Origin of the sequence: Phenylobacterium kunshanense (genome assembly GCF_003254525.1) — a bacterium.
Lineage (GTDB): Bacteria > Pseudomonadota > Alphaproteobacteria > Caulobacterales > Caulobacteraceae > Phenylobacterium > Phenylobacterium kunshanense.
This window is the reverse complement of sequence record NZ_QFYS01000010.1, coordinates 66,291-81,280: the sequence shown is the minus strand read 5'-3', so window position 1 is coordinate 81,280 and position 14,990 is coordinate 66,291. Positions and strand designations below refer to the sequence as shown.

Annotated in this window: 16 protein-coding genes; 10 read left to right on the top strand and 6 right to left on the bottom strand. The window is 69.3% G+C overall.

What is annotated here, in order from left to right:
- The first annotated feature begins 52 nt into the window (after positions 1 to 52).
- Positions 53 to 271 (top strand): hypothetical protein, encoded by a 219-nt coding sequence (locus tag DJ019_RS18305; RefSeq protein WP_111277752.1) that lies wholly within the window; start codon positions 53 to 55, stop codon positions 269 to 271.
- On the opposite strand, the gene DJ019_RS18300 is transcribed toward DJ019_RS18305, so the two are convergent.
- From DJ019_RS18300 to DJ019_RS21265, 6 genes are all read right to left on the bottom strand, one after another.
- Positions 265 to 2,373 (bottom strand): acetate--CoA ligase family protein, encoded by a 2,109-nt coding sequence (locus tag DJ019_RS18300; protein WP_111277750.1) that lies wholly within the window; start codon positions 2,371 to 2,373, stop codon positions 265 to 267. The genes DJ019_RS18305 and DJ019_RS18300 overlap by 7 nt on opposite strands.
- A 216-nt stretch (positions 2,374 to 2,589) precedes the next feature.
- Positions 2,590 to 3,174 carry an NAD(P)H-dependent oxidoreductase gene (locus DJ019_RS18295; RefSeq protein WP_111277882.1) on the bottom strand — a complete coding sequence of 195 codons (585 nt, stop codon included), beginning with the start codon at positions 3,172 to 3,174 and terminating at the stop codon, positions 2,590 to 2,592.
- 11 nt (positions 3,175 to 3,185) lie between these two features.
- Positions 3,186 to 3,623, bottom strand: coding sequence for a hypothetical protein (locus DJ019_RS18290; protein WP_111277748.1), 438 nt, complete (start codon positions 3,621 to 3,623; stop codon positions 3,186 to 3,188).
- A gap of 1 nt (position 3,624) precedes the next feature.
- Positions 3,625 to 4,392, bottom strand: coding sequence for an SDR family NAD(P)-dependent oxidoreductase (locus DJ019_RS18285; RefSeq protein WP_111277746.1), 768 nt, complete (start codon positions 4,390 to 4,392; stop codon positions 3,625 to 3,627).
- Between the two features lie 71 nt (positions 4,393 to 4,463).
- Positions 4,464 to 5,111 (bottom strand): OmpW/AlkL family protein, encoded by a 648-nt coding sequence (locus DJ019_RS18280; RefSeq protein ID WP_111277744.1) that lies wholly within the window; start codon positions 5,109 to 5,111, stop codon positions 4,464 to 4,466.
- Between the two features lie 57 nt (positions 5,112 to 5,168).
- Positions 5,169 to 5,435: a hypothetical protein gene (locus DJ019_RS21265; protein ID WP_111277742.1), complete on the bottom strand. Its 267-nt coding sequence runs from the start codon at positions 5,433 to 5,435 to the stop codon at positions 5,169 to 5,171.
- Between the two features lie 299 nt (positions 5,436 to 5,734).
- Here DJ019_RS21265 and ccoN point away from each other — a divergent pair, with 299 nt between their 5' ends.
- Genes ccoN through hemN form a run of 9 tightly spaced genes read left to right on the top strand, consistent with a single transcriptional unit; the run spans position 5,735 to position 14,809 of the window.
- Positions 5,735 to 7,225, top strand: a complete 1,491-nt coding sequence (ccoN, locus tag DJ019_RS18270; protein ID WP_205854207.1) for a cytochrome-c oxidase, cbb3-type subunit I — start codon at positions 5,735 to 5,737, stop codon at positions 7,223 to 7,225.
- A gap of 11 nt (positions 7,226 to 7,236) precedes the next feature.
- Positions 7,237 to 7,974: a cytochrome-c oxidase, cbb3-type subunit II gene (ccoO, locus tag DJ019_RS18265; RefSeq protein ID WP_111277738.1), complete on the top strand. Its 738-nt coding sequence runs from the start codon at positions 7,237 to 7,239 to the stop codon at positions 7,972 to 7,974.
- The gene (locus DJ019_RS18260) at positions 7,971 to 8,144 is read left to right on the top strand and encodes a cbb3-type cytochrome c oxidase subunit 3 (protein WP_111277736.1); all 174 of its coding nucleotides are present in this window, start codon (positions 7,971 to 7,973) and stop codon (positions 8,142 to 8,144) included. Before ccoO ends, DJ019_RS18260 begins: the two co-directional genes overlap by 4 nt.
- Positions 8,137 to 9,063 (top strand): cytochrome-c oxidase, cbb3-type subunit III, encoded by a 927-nt coding sequence (ccoP, locus tag DJ019_RS18255; protein ID WP_111277734.1) that lies wholly within the window; start codon positions 8,137 to 8,139, stop codon positions 9,061 to 9,063. Before DJ019_RS18260 ends, ccoP begins: the two co-directional genes overlap by 8 nt.
- Positions 9,060 to 10,562, top strand: coding sequence for a cytochrome c oxidase accessory protein CcoG (gene ccoG, locus DJ019_RS18250; protein ID WP_111277732.1), 1,503 nt, complete (start codon positions 9,060 to 9,062; stop codon positions 10,560 to 10,562). Before ccoP ends, ccoG begins: the two co-directional genes overlap by 4 nt.
- A gap of 5 nt (positions 10,563 to 10,567) precedes the next feature.
- A complete protein-coding gene (locus tag DJ019_RS18245) occupies positions 10,568 to 11,050 on the top strand; it encodes a FixH family protein (RefSeq protein WP_165844072.1) in 483 nt (160 codons plus the stop codon).
- The gene (locus DJ019_RS18240) at positions 11,041 to 13,212 is read left to right on the top strand and encodes a heavy metal translocating P-type ATPase (RefSeq protein ID WP_420849889.1); all 2,172 of its coding nucleotides are present in this window, start codon (positions 11,041 to 11,043) and stop codon (positions 13,210 to 13,212) included. The genes DJ019_RS18245 and DJ019_RS18240 overlap by 10 nt, the downstream gene beginning before the upstream one ends.
- Complete coding sequence (gene ccoS, locus DJ019_RS18235) at positions 13,209 to 13,367, top strand: cbb3-type cytochrome oxidase assembly protein CcoS (RefSeq protein ID WP_111277728.1); 159 nt, start codon at positions 13,209 to 13,211, stop codon at positions 13,365 to 13,367. Before DJ019_RS18240 ends, ccoS begins: the two co-directional genes overlap by 4 nt.
- 56 nt (positions 13,368 to 13,423) lie before the next feature.
- On the top strand, positions 13,424 to 14,809 hold the full coding sequence (hemN, locus tag DJ019_RS18230; RefSeq protein ID WP_111277726.1) for an oxygen-independent coproporphyrinogen III oxidase: 1,386 nt from the start codon (positions 13,424 to 13,426) through the stop codon (positions 14,807 to 14,809).
- The last annotated feature ends 181 nt before the right edge of the window (positions 14,810 to 14,990 follow it).

Here is a 14,990-nt window from a genome sequence, read left to right as displayed (position 1 = left end):
GCTGGCGGGCCGGCGGGATTTGTCGGGCTCCAACAGAACGGAGACCTCGCCGATGTTCGCCACCGTCCATCCCGCCGTCGTCGCCAAGGCCGCGATTGGGGCGATCCCGGAGCACTATCTGCAGGTGACGCCGGCCGGCGCTCAGGTCTGGGTGGCCGACGTCCATGCCGCGACGCCCTTCGCGTCGATGCGTGAGGCGACCCGGATGGCCATGCGCCTGCCCGCCGCGCTTCGGGCCTTCAGCCTGCCGGCCGAAGACACGGCTCACTGACGCGGACCTACCGCCACGCGAGCGTCGAGGGCCAGGGCGCCATCGGCGTCGCAAAGCACCGGATTGAGATCCAGTTCGGCCACCTCGGGCAGGTCGAGCGCCAGTTGGCCGAGCGCCCCCAGCACCGCGGCAAGGGCGTCCAGGTCCGCTGCCGGCCGATCACGGTAGCCTGCCAGGAGCTTGGCGACTCGGGTTCGCCGGATGGCCTCCAACGCCAGGGGCGCATCCAGCGGCGGCAGCGCCAGCGCCCGGTCGGCCATCACCTCGACCGCCACCCCGCCATGGCCTACCACCACCACCGGCCCGAATGTCGGGTCGCGGACCAGGCCCGCCAGCACCTCCACCGCCTTGGGCTTCTCCACCATGGGCTGAAGGAAGAAGCCGTCGACCGTGGCCTCGGGCCGGAGCTGCGCAATGCGGCTCAGCATCGCTTCCGCCTCGCCTCGAACGGCATCCGCGCCTTCCAGGCCGAGCGCCACACCGCCCACGTCGGACTTGTGGGTGATCTGGCTGGACAGCACCTTCAGCGCGACGCGCCCGCCCATCGCCTCGGCGGCGGCCCCGGCTTCGGCCGCGGTCGCCACGGTGCGGGTGGCGAGGATGGGAATCCCATAGGCCTGGAGCAGCGCCTGGATCTCGTCCGGAGCCAGCGCCTTGCGGCCGTCGGCCAGGGCGCGGGCGACGATCGCCGCGCCGGCCGGCTGGGCGGGCGAGGGGCCGTCGGCGATCTCCGCCACGCGGGCGCGCAGCGCGGCAGACTGGCCGAGGCGTGCGAAGGCGCGAACTGCCTCTTCCGGCGTCGTGTAGGCGGCAAGGCCCGCGGCGGTGAGCTTGCGCCGCGACTCGGCCACGCTGACCTCGCCGATCCAGGCGCCGAAGACCGGCTTGCCCGAAGCGCTGGCCTGGGTGGCCGCGATCACGGCGTCGGCGGCGAGGGTGCTGTCGGCGACGGCCGTCGGACAGTTGACGGCGAGGACCGCCTCCACCTCGGGCGCCGCCAGCAGGGCGGCGAGGCTGCGCGCATAGAGGTCTGGACCGGCGTCGCCGAGAATGTCCACCGGGTTGCCACACGCGGCGTGCGCCGGGACGATCGCCCGCAGCGTGCTCTGTGTGGCGGATGAGAGCTCGGTGAGCTGTCCGCCGACGTGCTCGAGGGCGTCGACGGCCAGCACGCCGGCCCCGCCGCCATTGGTCAGGATTGTCAGGCCTCCGGGGGTGGCGCCCGGCGCCCGGGCCATGAGGGCGGCCGTGTCCAGAACCTCTTCCAGGGTGTCGAGCTGGAGCACGCCGGCCTGACGGAAGGCGGCCGAATAGACCGCGTCCGCGCCGGCCAGCGCCCGGGTGTGGGAGAAGGCCGCCTTGGCGCCGGATCGGCTGCGGCCGCCCTTGATGGCGATGACCGGCTTGCGGGCCGCCGCCGCGCGGGCGGCGCGCATGAACTTCGGCGCGTCCCGCAGGGCCTCGATGTAGAGGAGGATCGCCGACGTGCCTGGATCGTCCGCGAGCCAGGCCAGGGCGTCGCCGACGTCGACGTCCAGCGAGTCGCCCAGCGTCACCACATGCGAGAAGCCAAGCCCGTGGGCCGGAGCCCAATCGAGGGCCGCGGCCGCGACGGCGCCGGACTGGGCGACGAGCGCCAGGTTCCCCGCGGGGGGCGTTCCGCGGGCGAAGCTGGCGTTGACGCCGCCGCCGGGGGACAGGACGCCCAGACAATTCGGACCGACGATCCGAAGCGTGTGGGGACGGGCTGCGTCGAGCAGGGCCTGCCGCAGGTCCCCGTCGTCGCCCTCGAAGCCGGCGCTGATCACCACCACCGCCCGGCAGCCCCGCGCGCCGAGCTGGGAGACCAGCTCGGGAACGGTCGGGGCCGGCGTGGCGATCACGGCGAAATCCGGATCGTGGGGCAGGTCCGCGATGCGGGCATGGACCTGCCGGCCGTGCACGGTCCTTCCGCGCGGGTTCACGAACATCAGCTCGCCGGGGAACCGCGCGGCCACGAGATTGGCGGCCAGCACGTCGCCGACTGAGCCGGCGCGATCGCTGGCGCCGACGAACACGATGCTGCGCGGCGCGAAGAGGGCGTCGAGATTTCGGGTGGACATGGCCGGACCTTAGCGGGTGAACCGTGTCGGCGTCTTGACCGCCCGCAAGCCGGCGGAATTTGACCTCGCGCAAGGCGGGCGCGCGTTCAGGGCGTTAGCAATCGACACAAGGCACACCAACCAGTCCTGCTCGTCCCCCATAACCCTGGACTGGCGCCTTTCCCGCCCCGGCTGTGCAATCGGCCGGGGCGTATTGTTTTCTGGCGGCCGGCGTCTTCAGCCCGCCTCGCCGGCCTTGCGGCGAACCGCCTCGATGACCTCCTCAAACGCCTCCTCGGTGATTCCCGAGACCATGCCGCCAAAATGGACGTGGTCGGCGACCGTCAGGCCGGTGGTTCCGGCGAGGTGGGCGTCGAAAAGGCGGCGCAGGCCCTCGAGGGCCCCGGTCTGATTCATCCAGGCATCGGGCGCGCCCGAGGTGGTGAAGCTGATGAGTCGACGTCCGCTGAGCGCCGGCTCGGTCCCGCCGAACGCGGGGCGAAAGCCGAACCCCATGCCGAACACACGGTCCACATAGCCCTTCAGGATCGCCGGCGGTCCGTTGAACCAGATCGGGTAGACGAAGACGAAGACCTCGGCGTCGGCGAGCTCGGCGCGCTCGGCCACCACGTCCGGACCAAATCGCGGCTCGCCAGGCCCTGGAATCTCCTCGGCCTTCAGGCAGGGATCGAATCCCAGGGCGTAAAGATCGCGCACCACGACCGCGTGGCCCCGAGCCTGGACGGTCTCGGCATAGGCCCTGGCGATCGCGGCATTGAGGCTGCCGGCCGCGGGGTGGGCGAGGACGACGGCGTGCTTCACTGAAGGCTCCTTCATCCGTGGGCGAGAGGATCGCCATTCCCGACTCTATCGCCCCTGAGCCGGCACGCCAGCCATGGCGTTAGGGCCATCGCAACCAGGCCCAGCGGCATCAGGCCGCCGTGCACGAGGTCATAGTCGGAGAGGATGCGGTCCCAGCCATAGCCGAGCATGCGGCCCAGCCCGAACTCGAAGCCGATCGTGAGGGCCACCCAAAGCAGGCCGATCGCCAGCGCCCCGCCCGTCGTGCGGATCCGCAGCCAGCCAAGGCTGAACCAGGTGATCGCGAAGATCACCAGCGCGCCCACCAGAACCGAGCCCTGTCGCACCGCGAACTCGGCCTCGGGTCCGGTGAGGACCCGGCGCAGGCCGCCCTGGACGCTCTCGGCCAGGATGATCAGCACCCAGACCGCGAGCGCCCGCAGCACCGCTGGGAAGCTGAACGCCGGCACGTCACCTCGCCGTGTAGCCGCCGTCCACCACCAGCTCGGCGCCGGTGACGAACTTCGCTTCGTCGGAGGCCAGGTAGACGCAGGCCCAGGCGATGTCGTCCGGCTCGCCGATGTGGCCCAGCGGGTGAAGCGCGTCGACCGCGTGGCGGCCCTCTTCCACATCGCCCTGGGCTTTCAGGTGTCCCTCGACCATCGGCGTCCAGATGAAGCCGGGGTGGACCGAGTTCACGCGGATCTTGTCGGGGGCGTAGATCAGTGCGTCTGTCTTGGACATCAGCCGCACGGCGCCTTTCGAGGCGTGATACGGCGGCACGTCGGGCGCGCCGACGAGGCCGTAGATCGACGACAGGTTGATGATGCTGCCGGCGCCCGCCTTTCGCAGGTGCGGGATGGCGTGCTTGGTGCAGAAGAAGACGCCCTTGACGTTGATCGCCTGGACGAAGTCCCACTCCGCCTCGGTGATCTGGTCGGTGGGTTTGCTGGGGCCGGCGACGCCGGCGTTGTTCACGAGGATGTCGATGCGGCCGAACCGGCCAGCCACCTCGTTCAGCACCCGAGCGACTTCGGCCTCGTTTGAGACGTCGAGCCGCCAGGCGCAGGCCTCGAAACCGCGGGCGGCGAGCTCGTCGGCGAAGATGTTGGCCTGATCGACGAGGAGATCGCAGATGGCGACCGCGGCGCCTTCCTCGGCCATGCGCAAGGCGGTGGCGCGCCCGAGTCCGAGCGCGCCACCGGTGATCACGGCGACCTTGCCCTTGAGCCTGTTCATTGGTCTTCCTCCCAGATTGGGGGAACCCTAGACTCTCAGGATGCGGCCGGCGTTGCGTCTGATCAAGCCGCCTAGAAGCGGTAGCCGAAGCCCGCCGACAGGACCCACGGGTCGAGGGTCACCTTGGTCTTCACGCCGTTGATGTTGTCGACCGCCTTGGTGTCGAAGAACACCTTCTTGGCGTCGAGGTTCAGGCTCCACTTGCCTTGGAGTGCGACGTCGACGCCGGCCTGCAGCGCGGTCCCGAAACCGTCCTTGATCTTCAGGGCGAAGCCGTTCTTGTCCTCGCCGCTATAGAACAGCATGTAGTTGATGCCGGCGCCCACGTAGGGGCTCACGCGCGACTGCGGCGCGAAGTGGTACTGTAGCGACACGATCGGCGGCAGGACCCAGGTCTCCTTGATCTTCAGGTCGACGCCCGGCCCCTTGGCCTTCACCGAGTGGTTGGTCGTGCCGGCGATCACCTCGGCGGCGATGTTGTCAGTGAAGAAGTAGGTGAGGCCGATGGTCGGCATCACGTCGTAGGAGGCGTCGGCGCGCAGGCCGGTGGCCGCGCCGGCGAGGGTGGTGATCGGGTCCGTGCCCTGCGGCGCCACGTCGGTGATGCGCACGTTGAGCATGATGTCGCCCTTCGCCTTGGGCGCGAAGTCCTGCGCCTGGGCGACGCCCGCGCAGGCCAGAGCCGCGACAGCAGCGGCGGCGAAGATCTTCGTATTCATATCTATCCCCTTCAGTATCGGCTCGTTGGCCGCTTGAGGGGATGTTCTCCAGGTCTTCTAAGGCCGCGCTTTGATCTGGAGCAAACCGGCGTTTCCATTTGGCCGGGCCGCGTAGGCGAAACCGGCGAGTCCCGCCAGGACGAGACTCGCCGCTCCGTAGCACCAGCCACAATGGGGGTGGGGGCCAGCGCCGCAGATCGTTCCCAGAAGCGCCATGTGGGCGCGCGCCATCTCCCAGGCCAGCGCTGCGCCGACCATGAAGATCACGCCCGCGAGCGCTGCGCCGAGGCGGAGAATCCGATCTTCGGTGGCATTCGCGGGCATTCCAGAACTCCGTTAATGGCGCCACAGTGGCGACGCTGCGGCGGGGGCTCCTTGATCGATATCAAGGTCGGTCTTTTTGCACTGCGGCAAGGAGCCCCTCTGTCTCTCAAGCACCCGTGGAAGCCATGACGCAGGCTGCATCAAAACGCGACGGCGCGCCCTTCGACGCGATCGCGCTCTACACCTTCACCGGCGTAGCGGCGCTCTTGTCGATTCTCGCGACCGCCTTCACCCAAGACCCCTCGTTCCGCTTTCACGGCTATGTCCTGATCGCCGGATTCGTGACCGCCTTCTTCGCCATGTCCCTGGCGCTCGGGGCGGGCAAGCTCAGCTCGGACCAGAGCCGATACGCCGACGGCGTCATTCGCGCCGGGGTGATCGCCACCATGTTCTGGGCGGTGGTCGGCCTGCTGGTCGGGGTAGTCATCGCCGCCCAGCTGAGCTGGCCGACGCTGTTCTACTTCCCAGAGCTGCCGTTCCTGAATTTCGGCCGCCTGCGGCCGCTGCACACCTCGGCGGTGATCTTCGCCTTCGGGGGCAACGCCCTGATCGCGACGTCCTTCTACGTGGTGCAGCGCACCTGCAAGGCGCGACTCGCCGGCGGCGCCTGGCCCTGGTTCGTCTTCTGGGGCTACCAGCTCTTCATCGTGCTGGCCGCCACAGGCTACGTCGCCGGGATCACCCAGAGCCGGGAGTACGCCGAGCCTGAATGGTACGTCGATCTCTGGCTGACGATCGTCTGGGTCGCCTACCTGCTGGTCTTCCTTGGCACGATCTGGAAGCGCAAGGAGCCCCACATCTATGTGGCGAACTGGTTCTACCTGGCCTTCATCGTCACGATCGCGATCCTGCACCTGGTGAACAATGCGGCCGTCCCGGTGGGTCTGCTGGAAGCGAAGAGCTACTCGGCCTTCTCGGGCGTGCAGGACGCGCTGACCCAGTGGTGGTACGGCCACAACGCGGTGGGCTTCTTCCTCACCGCCGGCTTCCTGGCCATGATGTACTACTTCGTGCCGAAGCGGGTCGAACGGCCGGTCTATTCGTACCGCCTGTCGATCGTCCACTTCTGGTCGCTGATCTTCATCTACATCTGGGCCGGCCCGCACCACCTGCACTACACGGCGCTGCCGCAGTGGGCGCAGACCCTGGGCATGACCTTCTCGATCATGCTGTGGATGCCGTCCTGGGGCGGCATGATCAACGGCCTGATGACCCTCTCGGGCGCGTGGGACAAGCTGCGCACCGACCCGGTCGTCCGGATGATGGTGGTCGCCATCGCCTTCTATGGCATGTCGACCTTCGAGGGGCCGCTGATGAGCGTCCGCGCCGTCAACGCCCTCAGCCACTACACCGACTGGACCATCGGCCACGTGCACTCGGGCGCGCTGGGCTGGGTCGGCTTCATCAGCTTCGGCGCGATCTACTGCCTGGTGCCGTGGCTGTGGAAGAAGGACCGGCTCTACTCGAACGCCCTGGTCGAGTGGCACTTCTGGATCGCCACCACCGGCATCCTTCTATACATCGCCGCCATGTGGGTCTCCGGCATCATGGAGGGCCTGATGTGGCGCGAATACACGCCGCAGGGCTACCTCGCGAACGCCTTCGTCGAGACCGTCGCGGCCAAGCACATCGAGAACGTGATCCGTACCATCGGGGGTCTGATGTACCTCTCCGGCGCGGTGATCATGGCCTACAACCTGTGGCGTACGGTCCGCCTGCCCAGCCCCGCGACGTCGGAGCTGGCCACCCCGATCGCGACGCCCACCCCCGCCCTCGCGGCGGCTGAGTAAGGGCTGCGCATATGTGGAAGCACCACGGCAAACTCGAGCGGCATTCGCTCCTGCTCACCATCGGGATCATCATCGTGGTCTCGATCGGCGGCCTCGTCGAAATCGCTCCGCTCTTCTACCTGGAGAGCACGATCGAGAAGGTGAAGGGCGTCCGTCCCTACACCCCGCTCGAACAGGCGGGCCGCGACATCTACGTCCGCGAGGGCTGCTACGTCTGCCACTCGCAGATGGTCCGTCCGCTGCGGGACGAGGTGGAGCGCTACGGCCACTACAGCCTCGCGGCCGAGAGCATGTACGACCACCCCTTCCAGTGGGGTTCCAAGCGGACCGGGCCTGACCTGGCCCGCGTGGGTGGCAAGTATTCGGATGGCTGGCACGTCGACCACCTGCGGGATCCCCGCTCGGTCGTGCCGGAATCCAACATGCCGCCGTACAAGTTCCTGGCCGAGACCGACCTGGACTACCGCGCGATCCAGCAGCGCCTGAAGGCGCTGAAGGCGGTCGGCGTGCCCTACACCAAGGACCAGATCGAAAACGCCAGGGCCGATCTCGAGACCCAGGTCGATCCCTTCGCGGGCGACACCTCGGGCGTGAAGAAGCGCTACGACGTGAAGGTCCAGCAGCGCGACTTCGACGGCAATCCGCAGAAGATCAGCGAGATGGACGCCTTGATCGCCTACCTGCAGGTGCTGGGCACGATGGTCGACTTCAAGACCTACAAGGCCTCGGATCCGGAGAACCTGCGATGAGCGGCCTGACCTACGAGGCCGTCGCCAGGTTCGCCCAGCAGGGCGGGACTATCTACTTCGGCCTGATCTTCATTGCCGGCCTGATCTACGCGCTCTGGCCCAAGCACAAGGAGGCGTTCGATCGCCTCGCCCACCTGCCGCTCGAAAAGGACGAGAGCGACCATGTCTGAGCGCGAACGCGACGACCACTCGGGCACCGAAACCACTGGCCACGAGTGGGATGGAATCAAGGAACTGGATACGCCGCTGCCCCGCTGGTGGCTGTGGGTGTTCTACGGCTCGATCCTCTGGGCTATCGTGTACTGGGTGCTGATGCCGGCCTGGCCGGGCGTCAGCGGATACACGAAGGGCGTGCTGGGCATGTCCGACCGCGCCGATGTCGTTCGAGAGCTGGATGGCCTGAAGGCTCACCGCCAGGCCGGCGAGGCCAAGCTGCGGACGGCGTCTCTGCAGCAGATCGAAGCCGATCCCGACCTGCAGGCCTACGCCATGCAGGTGGGCCAGTCGGTCTTTGGCGACAACTGCGCCACCTGTCACGGCGCGGGCGGCGGCGGCGGCAAGGGCTACCCCAACCTGCGTGACGACGTCTGGCTGTGGGGCGGCTCGCTCGACGAGATCCGTCACACGCTCGAGGTCGGTGTCCGCTCGGGCCACGCCCAGGCCAAAGGCGAAACCGTGATGCCGGCGTTCGGTCGCGACCAGATGCTGACCGACGCCCAGATCGCCGACATGACGGAGTACGTCGTGGCCCTGTCGCGCCGGAAGGCGAACCAGGCCGCCGTGACGCGCGCCGCCCAGACCTATGCCGACCAGTGCGCGGCCTGCCATGGCCCGGCCGGCGCCGGCGACCCCGCGCGGGGCGTGCCGAACCTGACCGACGCCGAATGGCTCTACGGCTCGGACCGCGCTTCGATCAGCGAGCAGATCTGGAACGGACGCAACGGCGTCATGCCCTCGTGGCAGGCCCGGTTCTCGCCCGAGACCATCAAGGCGCTGGCCGTCTATGTCCATGCCAATGCGGGCGGTGACGCCGAGCCGGCGCAGGCCGCCGCGAAGGAGGGCGTCGTCGCCGTCGCCACAGCCAAGTGACCGTCATCATCGACAACACGAAGAAGACCGCGGCCGGCGACGGCCGCGGTCCCGTTTCAGCCGCCGAGAAGGCGCGCGCCAAGGGCGACGCCAAGGGCGGCCTCTACAAGCCCCGTGAGCCGATCTATCCGAAGCTGGTCCACGGCCAGTGGCGTCGCATCAAGTGGGCGCTGCTGATCCTGACCCTGGCCATCTACTACATCACCCCCTGGATCCGCTGGGAGCGCCCGGGCGCGCTGCCGGACCAGGCGGTGCTGGTCGATTTCACCGGTCGCCGTTTCTACTTCTTCTGGATCCAGCTCTGGCCCCAGGAGGTCTACTTCATCACCGGCCTGCTGGTGATGGCGGCGCTGTCGCTGTTCCTGGTGACCGCCCTCTTCGGGCGCCTGTGGTGCGGCTACGCCTGCCCGCAGACGGTCTGGACCGACCTTTACATCTATGTCGAGCGCCTGTTCGAGGGCGATCGCAACGCCCGCATGCGCCTGGCCGCCGCGCCCATGTCGTTCGACAAGTTCTGGCGCAAGGGCGGCAAGCATCTCGTCTGGCTCGGAGTCGCCTTCGGCACCGGCGGCGCGTGGATCTTCTACTTCCACGACGCCCCGACCCTGATCCGGGATTTCTGGATCGGCCGGGCCCCGATGACCGCCTATGTCTCGTGCGCCGTGCTGACGGCGACGACCTACGTCTTCGCCGGCCACATGCGCGAGCAGGTGTGCACCTATATGTGCCCCTGGCCCCGCATCCAGGGCGCCATGCTGGACGACCATTCGCTGCAGGTCACCTATCGCGCCGACCGCGGCGAGCCGCGAGGTCCGCACAAGAAGGGCCAACCCTGGGAGGGCCGCGGCGACTGCATCGACTGCAACGCCTGCGTCGTCGCCTGTCCGATGGGGATCGACATCCGGAACGGCCCGCAGCTCGAGTGCATCAACTGCGGCCTGTGCATCGACGCCTGCGACGAGATCATGGTGAAGGTCGGTCGGCCGAAGGCGCTGATCGCCTACGACACCGACGCCGCCGTCGCCGCCCGGTCCTGTGGCCAGAAGCCGAAGCACGAGTACGTGCGGCCGCGGACGGCCTACTACGCCGTGGCGCTGGTGCTCGTGTCGGGCATCATGCTGTGGGGCTTCCTTAACCGGAGCGTCCTCGACATCCACGCCCTGCGCGACCGCAATCCGACGTTCGTGCGGCTCCACGACGGCTCGATCCGCAACGCCTACACCCTCAAGGTCGCCAACCGCGGCTTCGAGCCTGTGCCGGCGGAGATCCGGTTCTCGGGTGTGCCGGGCGCACAGCTCCGCACGCCGGGCGAGCCGCCGCAGGACATCGTCAAGGTCGTCCTGCCGCCGAACGAGGTGCGCGCCGTCCGCGTGTTCGTCACCATTCCGGCCGACTCCGCGACCGACTCGAGCCTGCCCGCCGCCTTCGACGTGCGGACGCCCGAGGCCGGGGCGCGCGCCAAGACCGTCTTTCTTACCGGAGCGCCGAAGTCACCATGAGCGCCATGCCCTCTTCTTCGCGTAAGCCCTTCGAAGTCCGCGGCTGGCACGTGTTCGCCGGCGTCGCCGCATTCTTCGCCGTGGTGATCACGGTCGACGTGATCTTCACCGTGCTGGCTGTCCGCACCTTCCCGGGTCAGGTCTCGGTGACGCCCTATGAGGACGGCCTGCTCTACAACCGGAAGATCGCCCAGATGGAGGCGCAGGAGCAGCTGGGCTGGCAGGCGGCGGCCGAGGCGCAGCCTCGCGCTGTCATGCTGCAGTTCCAGGATCGGGAGGGCCGCCCCGTCCAGGGCCTCAAGATCGTCGGGCGTCTCGAGCGGCCGGCGACTGAGGCGGGCAAGATCGCGCTCAGCTTCAAGGAAGCAGCTCCCGGCCGCTACGTCGCGCCGGCGGGTCCGGCGCCGGGCGGATGGGACCTGACGGCCGAGGCCACGGGAACGGCTGGCGAGACCTTCCTCGCCGAGCGGAGGCTGACGTGGCCCTGACCTACGACGCCCTTGGGAGCGACCTCGGCGCGTTCCTGAAGCGGCGCGAGGACGGCGCGGCGAGCTTCGACCTGCTCGTGCCAGACGCCCGCTGCGCCGGGTGCATGGGCAAGATCGAGCGTGAGGTGCAGGCTGTCCCGGGCGTCCGGCTGGCCCGACTGAACCTGACCAGCAAGCGGCTCAGCGTCGAGTTCGGGGCCGGCGGCGGCGCCAACCCCGCGGCGGTCATGGCGGCCGTCACGGGCCTCGGCTATCGCGCCACGCCCTACGATCCCGCGGCGGCCGCGGACGCTCACGACCGCGAAGGCCGGGCGCTGATCCTGGCGATCGCCGTCGCCGGCTTTGGCGTCATGAACACCATGATGTTCTCGGTGCCGATCTGGGCCGGCCTGTTCGGCCAGGAACTGGGCCCCGCCACCCGTACCGTGATGATGTGGTTTTCCGGCATCGTCGGGGCTCCCTGCGCCATCTATGCGGGCATGCCGTTCTTCAAGTCCGCCTGGCGCTCCTTGAAGGCGCGGCGGGCCAACATGGACGTGCCGATCTCGATCGGCGTGCTGCTGACCCTGGCCGTCAGCTTCTCGGAGACCATCCTGGGCGGGCGCGACGCCTACTTCGACGCCGCGGTCTCGCTGCTGTTCCTGCTGCTGATCGGCCGCTGGCTCGAGCATCGCCTGCGGGCCCGTGCGTCGAGCGCCGCCGCCGACCTCCTGGCCCTGCAGGCCCCGACGGCGACGTTGGTGGGCGAGGGCGATGCGCTGACGGTCACGCCGATCAGCCAGGTCCAGCCCGGCGACCTGCTGCTGGTCCGGCCGGGCGAGCGGTTCCCGGTGGACGGCCGGGTCGTCGCCGGCGCGTCGGAACTCGACAACAGCCTGCTGACGGGCGAGACGGCGCCGGTCGCCGTGGGCGCCGGCGAGGTGTGCCGGGCCGGGGCGTTGAACCTGTCGGGCCTGCTGCGCCTGCGCGCCGAGGCCCGGTCCGAGGACTCCGCCCTGGCGGCGATCGCGCGCCTGGTCGAGTTGGGCGCGCAGTCCAAGAGCCGCTACGTGCAGTTGGCGGACAAGGCCGCCGCGATCTACGTGCCCGTCGTCCATACGGCCGCCCTGCTGACCTTTGCCGGAGGCTGGATGCTGGGCCTGGGGCCGCGCGAGGCCCTGATCCGGGCCGCCGCGGTGCTGATCGTCACCTGTCCCTGTGCGCTCGGCCTGGCCGTGCCGGCCGTCCAGATCACGGCCTCCGCCCGCCTGTTCCGGCGCGGCGTCCTGGTGAAGTCCGGGGCAGCGCTGGAGCGGCTGGCGGAAGTGGACCACGTCGTCTTCGACAAGACCGGCGTTCTGACCGAGGGCCGGCCGCAGCTCGTGGACGGGGACCAGGGTGCGTTGGCGCTTGCGGCGCCGCTGGCCCGCGCCTCGCGGCACCCGCTGGCCCACGCCCTGGCCGAGGCGGCCGGCGACGGGGTCCTTGCGAGCGAGGTCGTGGAGCATCCGGGCCTTGGGGTGGAGGGCCTGATTAACGGCCGCCGCGCGCGGCTGGGCCGGGCCGCGTTCCTGGGCGCCGAGAGCGGCGGGACGCAGACCGAGCTCTGGTTCGGCTTCGACGGCGAGGCGCCGATCCGGTTCGGGTTCGCGGACTCGGTGCGAGGCGACGCGGCCGCGACGATCGCCGCGCTGAAAGCCCGGGGTCTTGGCGTCGAGGTGCTGTCGGGCGATCTGGCCGGGCCGGTTGGCGGGGCCGCCGCGGCCGCCGGCATAGCCACGTGGCGCGCGGGCTGCACGCCGCAGGAGAAGGCCGCCCTGGTCGACGCCCTTAAGCGGGAGGGCAAGACTGTCCTCATGGTCGGCGACGGCCTCAACGACGCCGGGGCGCTGGCCAAGGCGCACGCCGCGATGGCGCCGGGCACGGCGCTGGAGGCGAGCCAGAATGCCGCCGACCTGGTGTTCTCGGGCGATGGCCTGGCTCCGGTCGTCCAGGCCCTGGACGTCGCTCAGGATGCGAGGAAGCGCGCCATGGAGAACTTCGGGTTCGCCGCGCTCTACAATCTGGTGGCGGCTCCGGCGGCCATGCTGGGCTTCGTGAACCCGTTCGTGGCGGCGATCGCCATGTCGGGCTCCTCGCTCGTCGTCACCCTCAATGCGTTGCGCACGGGAGCACGCCGATGAACATCCTGATGTTCCTGGCCCCATTCTCGCTGGGCCTTGGCCTGATGGCGGTGGCCGCCTTCTGGTGGAGCCTCCGCAACGGCCAGTACGACGATCCGGCCGGTGATGCGGCCCGCATCCTCGTCGACGATCCGGAGGACCGGCCGGCGCCCTGAGACCAGGCCTTGATCTGGATCACGGCGTCCCGGCCTGCGGCGGGCGATCAGGCGGCATGACCGTTTCCAGCCTCGCCGCCGCCCGCGCCGACCACCACGCCGAAATCGTCGCCAAGTACGACGGCCGCGCGCCGCGCTACACCAGCTATCCGACCGCCGTGCAGTTCACGCCGAAGGTGGACGAGCCGACCTATCGCGGCTGGCTGGCGGCACTCCCGCACGGCGACCCCGTGTCGGTCTACGTCCATGTGCCGTTCTGCCATCGGCTGTGCTGGTACTGCGGCTGCAACACCCGCGCGACCACCCGCCATGAGCCGGTAAGCGAGTACGTGGAGCTGCTGCTGGCGGAGGCGCGCCTCCTCGAGCAGGCCCTTCCGACGCGACTCTCCGCATCCGCGATCCATCTGGGCGGAGGCTCGCCCAACATGCTGTCGCCCGAAGAAATGGCGGCGATCTTCGGGGCGCTGGATCGCATGTTCGCGCCGACCGACGACCGCGAGGTCGCCGCCGAGCTGGATCCGGGCAATCTGACCGCCGACTGGATCCGGGCCGCGGCTTCCCATGGACTGAACCGGGCCAGCCTGGGCGTGCAGACGCTCGATCCCCAGGTCCAGGCCGCGGTGAACCGGGTGCAGAGCTATGAACACGTGGCCGCCTGCGTGGGCTGGCTGCGCGAGGCCGGCGTCAGTTCGATCAACATCGACCTCATGTATGGCCTGCCGCACCAGACGACGGCGAACGTCCTGTCGACGGTGGAGTCGGTGCTCCGTCTGCGTCCGGAACGGCTGGCGCTGTTCGGCTACGCTCACGTCCCCTGGATGAAGTCCCATCAGCAACTGATCGACGAGGGGGCGCTGCCCTGGCCGGCGCAACGCCTGGAGCAGAGTGAGGCCGCGGCCGACCGGCTGGCGGCCGAGGGCTATGTGCGCATCGGCCTCGACCACTTCGCCCTGCCGGACGACGAGATGGCGGTCGCGGCGACGGCCGGCCGCCTGCACCGGAACTTCCAGGGGTACACCACCGACGAGGCCGGAACCCTCCTTGGGCTGGGCGCCTCGGCGATCGGGCGACTGCCTCAGGGGTTCGTGCAGAATGTCGCGCAGGAGCTGCCGTGGCGCGCCGCGGTGAAGGAAGGCCGCCTGCCCGTGGCGCGCGGCGTCGAACTCACTGCCGACGACCGGTTCCGCGGCGAGATCATCGAACGGATCATGTGCGACCTGGAGATCGACCTGGGCGCGGTGTGCGCGCGGCACGGACGGTCCGTGGCCGAACTCGCGCCGGACCTTCAGGCCCTGGCGCCGTTCTGCGCCGACGGCCTGCTGGAGGTCGACGGGCAGGTTCTGCGGGTCGTGGGCGCGGGGCGGCTGGTCGTTCGCTCGATCTGCGCGGCCTTCGACCGATATTTCGACGACGGGGCCGGCCGGCACGCGAAGGCGATTTGAGATCGGTCAAAGCCAAGCTTGTTCGGTCCGACGAGGTTCGCTCCCGGGAATAATATGGGGAGCGTCCAATGGACCCGGTTGTCTATTTCATCATCGCCCTGTTCGCGGTGTTCATGCTCGTGCTGGGCTACTGCGCGGGCCTTGATTACCTCGCCGCGCGCAAGACCAAGTCCAAATAGTC

Excerpts from the sequence above, each read along its gene's own strand:
- ccoN (WP_205854207.1), top strand. The coding sequence starts at position 5,735 with ATGTCCCTGGCGCTCGGGGCGGGCAAGCTCAGCTCGGACCAGAGCCGA.
- ccoS (WP_111277728.1), top strand. The coding sequence starts at position 13,209 with ATGAACATCCTGATGTTCCTGGCCCCATTCTCGCTGGGCCTTGGCCTG.
- DJ019_RS21265 (WP_111277742.1), bottom strand. The coding sequence starts at position 5,435 with ATGCCCGCGAATGCCACCGAAGATCGGATTCTCCGCCTCGGCGCAGCG.
- DJ019_RS18300 (WP_111277750.1), bottom strand. The coding sequence starts at position 2,373 with ATGTCCACCCGAAATCTCGACGCCCTCTTCGCGCCGCGCAGCATCGTG.
- ccoP (WP_111277734.1), top strand. The coding sequence starts at position 8,137 with ATGTCTGAGCGCGAACGCGACGACCACTCGGGCACCGAAACCACTGGC.
- DJ019_RS18280 (WP_111277744.1), bottom strand. The coding sequence starts at position 5,111 with ATGAATACGAAGATCTTCGCCGCCGCTGCTGTCGCGGCTCTGGCCTGC.
- DJ019_RS18305 (WP_111277752.1), top strand. The coding sequence starts at position 53 with ATGTTCGCCACCGTCCATCCCGCCGTCGTCGCCAAGGCCGCGATTGGG.
- DJ019_RS18245 (WP_165844072.1), top strand. The coding sequence starts at position 10,568 with ATGCCCTCTTCTTCGCGTAAGCCCTTCGAAGTCCGCGGCTGGCACGTG.
- ccoO (WP_111277738.1), top strand. The coding sequence starts at position 7,237 with ATGTGGAAGCACCACGGCAAACTCGAGCGGCATTCGCTCCTGCTCACC.
- hemN (WP_111277726.1), top strand. The coding sequence starts at position 13,424 with ATGACCGTTTCCAGCCTCGCCGCCGCCCGCGCCGACCACCACGCCGAA.
- DJ019_RS18285 (WP_111277746.1), bottom strand. The coding sequence starts at position 4,392 with ATGAACAGGCTCAAGGGCAAGGTCGCCGTGATCACCGGTGGCGCGCTC.
- DJ019_RS18260 (WP_111277736.1), top strand. The coding sequence starts at position 7,971 with ATGAGCGGCCTGACCTACGAGGCCGTCGCCAGGTTCGCCCAGCAGGGC.